This window comes from Pseudoalteromonas sp., assembly GCF_041613455.1.
GTDB lineage: Bacteria > Pseudomonadota > Gammaproteobacteria > Enterobacterales > Alteromonadaceae > Pseudoalteromonas.
The window spans coordinates 1-2,781 of sequence record NZ_JBFJHD010000308.1; the positions used below are offsets into that span (position 1 = coordinate 1).

General features: G+C 42.6%; 3 protein-coding genes. 1 reads left to right on the forward strand and 2 read right to left on the reverse strand.

The features are described 5' to 3' along the window. Positions 1-2,127 (reverse strand): ATP-dependent Clp protease ATP-binding subunit ClpA (gene clpA / locus ABYB02_RS16365; RefSeq protein WP_372763435.1); only part of this gene is annotated, 2,127 nt, incomplete at its 3' end. 66 nt (positions 2,128-2,193) lie between these two features. Continuing rightward, positions 2,194-2,502 (reverse strand): ATP-dependent Clp protease adapter ClpS, encoded by a 309-nt coding sequence (gene clpS, locus ABYB02_RS16370; RefSeq protein ID WP_372763436.1) that lies wholly within the window; start codon positions 2,500-2,502, stop codon positions 2,194-2,196. A gap of 209 nt (positions 2,503-2,711) precedes the next feature. Here clpS and ABYB02_RS16375 point away from each other — a divergent pair. After that, on the forward strand, positions 2,712-2,781 hold a 70-nt coding region (locus ABYB02_RS16375), incomplete at its 3' end, for a cold shock domain-containing protein (protein ID WP_372763437.1).

Genomic DNA, 2,781 nt, shown 5'->3' on the forward strand with positions numbered 1-2,781 from the left:
AACACGTGCCATTGGGCGAGCCCCCATGGCTTTGTCGTAGCCTTTGTCTGCTAACCATTCTCGTGCTTTGTCACTCAGCTCAAGATTAACTGATTTTTTATCCAGTTGCGCTTGCAGCTCAACGATAAATTTATCCACCACTTGTAAGGTAACCTCTTTATCTAAGTGGTTAAACCAAATAATGTTATCTAAGCGGTTTCTAAACTCAGGTGAGAACACTTTATTAATTTCACCCATCGCATCGTGTGTATGATCTTGCTCGGTAAAGCCGATAGAAGCGCGCGTAGTTTGCTGCACGCCAGCGTTAGTGGTCATCACCACCACCACGTTTCTAAAGTCGGCTTTACGCCCGTTATTATCGGTGAGTGTACCGTGATCCATCACTTGCAGCAGAATGTTATAAATATCTGAATGCGCTTTTTCAATCTCATCCAGTAACACCACCGCATGCGGGTTTTTAATAACGGCTTCGGTTAATAGGCCACCTTGTTCAAAGCCCACGTATCCTGGCGGCGCACCTATTAGTCGGCTAATGGCGTGGCGCTCAACATATTCAGACATATCAAAGCGAATAAACTCAACCCCCATGCACTTCGCCAGCTGTTTGGTGACTTCTGTTTTACCCACCCCAGTTGGGCCGGCAAACAAGAACGAACCCACAGGTTTGTCTTCGCTTGATAAGCCCGAGCGCGATAAACGAATTGCCGACGTTAATGCATCAATTGATGGGTCTTGCCCAAACACTAACATTTTTAGGTTGCGGTCTAAGTTTTTCAGTGTTTCTTTATCACTTGATGACACACTTTGCGGTGGAATACGCGCCATTTTAGCGACGATGTTTTCAATATCGGCCACACCAATAGTTTTTTTGCGTTTAGAAGTCGGTAGCAAACGCTGATTAGCACCCGCTTCGTCAATGACATCAATCGCTTTATCGGGTAAGTGGCGCTCATTAATGTATTTTGCGCTTAACTCTGCCGCGGCTTTTAACGCTTTTTGCGTATAACGAATGCCATGGTGTGCTTCGTAACGCTCTTTTAAACCATTTAATATTTTGGTGGTATCAGCCACGCTCGGTTCAAGCACATCAATTTTTTGAAAGCGACGCACTAGTGCACGGTCTTTCTCAAATATATTTTTGTACTCGTTATAGGTGGTAGAGCCCATACAACGTAATTTACCGCTGGAAAGCAAAGGTTTTAATAAGTTTGATGCATCCATCACGCCACCCGATGCCGCACCGGCACCAATAATGGTATGAATTTCATCGATAAATAAAATAGCACTTGGCTTTGCTTGCAGCTCTTTTAATAAACTTTTAAAGCGTTTTTCAAAATCGCCACGGTATTTAGTACCCGCCAATAACGCGCCCATGTCCAACGAATATACAACCGCATCGGCAATCACATCGGGAACTTGTTCGTTCACAATACGATACGCCAACCCTTCTGCAATCGCTGTTTTACCCACGCCCGCTTCGCCAACCAGTAATGGGTTGTTCTTTTTACGACGACACAACACTTGTACCGTGCGCTCTACTTCGCTGTCGCGGCCAATTAAGGGGTCTATATAGCCATCACGTGCTTGAGCGTTTAAATTTAACGTAAAGCTGTCTAGTTTGCTTGCTTCTTCACTGGGTACTTCATGCACTTCTTCATGAATGTCGTCGGTATCATCGCCTAACTCATCGTCGCCTTTAGCAAAACCATGAGAGATAAAGTTAACGATATCAAGGCGTGATATATCGTGTTTTTTTAATAAATAAACCGCTTGGCTTTCTTGCTCTGAAAAAATAGCCACCAGCACATTTACGCCGGTCACTTCACTTTTACCCGACGATTGCACATGAAAAACCGCACGTTGCAGTACGCGTTGAAAACCTAACGTCGGTTGTGTTTCACGCTCTTCTTCTAAATCAGGGATCACGGGAGTGGTTTCATCGATAAATTCGAGCAATTCGGCTTTAAGTTCCACCAAATTAACCGCACTGGCCGTTAGCGCTTCTCCCGCAGACGGGTTGTCTAATAGCGCAAGTAAAAGATGCTCTACCGTCATAAACTCATGACGACGTGTACGCGCTTCGCGAAACGCGCTGTTTAAAGTAAGTTCTAAATCTTTATTTAGCATTGGCAACCCCTTACAGAGATAATAATTTTATACCTTTTACTTCAGGCGATTATCGCCTTATGGTATTTATTCCTGCTCACAAGTACATAGCAGTGGATGCTCGTTATCCCTTGAATATCGGTTAACTTGTTCAGCCTTGGTGTGCGCTACATCTGAGCTAAATACGCCACAGATACCTTTTCCTTGTTGATGAATTTGTAGCATCACATCAGTTGCTCTATCGCTATCCATATTAAAGAACGTCATCAGAACTTCAATCACAAAGTCCATCGGCGTGTAATCGTCGTTATTTAAAACAACTTTGTATTTTCGCGGCGGCTGCAGTTTTTGCTTTTCACTGTCGCGAACAATGTCTATAACACCTGAATCTTTCATACCACTCATAATTAAATATAGTCTTGTCTTAGTAACTCAAGCAAACTTGAATAAAAAAATAAATAAAATGTTAATAAATAGATCAAAAAACTTGACTGACTGGCTAAATAAACTACAGTCAAAGTTAGATTGATTAAACCTTAGTCAGTCTAGCAAATTATACGGTTTAGATTAACTAAATTAGTCAACTTATAGAAGGATGTAGAAGTATGGCTTGTGGTAAAGTCAAATGGTTCAACAACGCCAAAGGTTTTGGTTTCATCGTAGAAGACGGCTGCG

Bases quoted from the DNA above. Each gene is read 5' to 3' on its own strand.
- clpS (WP_372763436.1), bottom strand. From the start codon at position 2,502: ATGAAAGATTCAGGTGTTATAGACATTGTTCGCGACAGTGAAAAGCAA.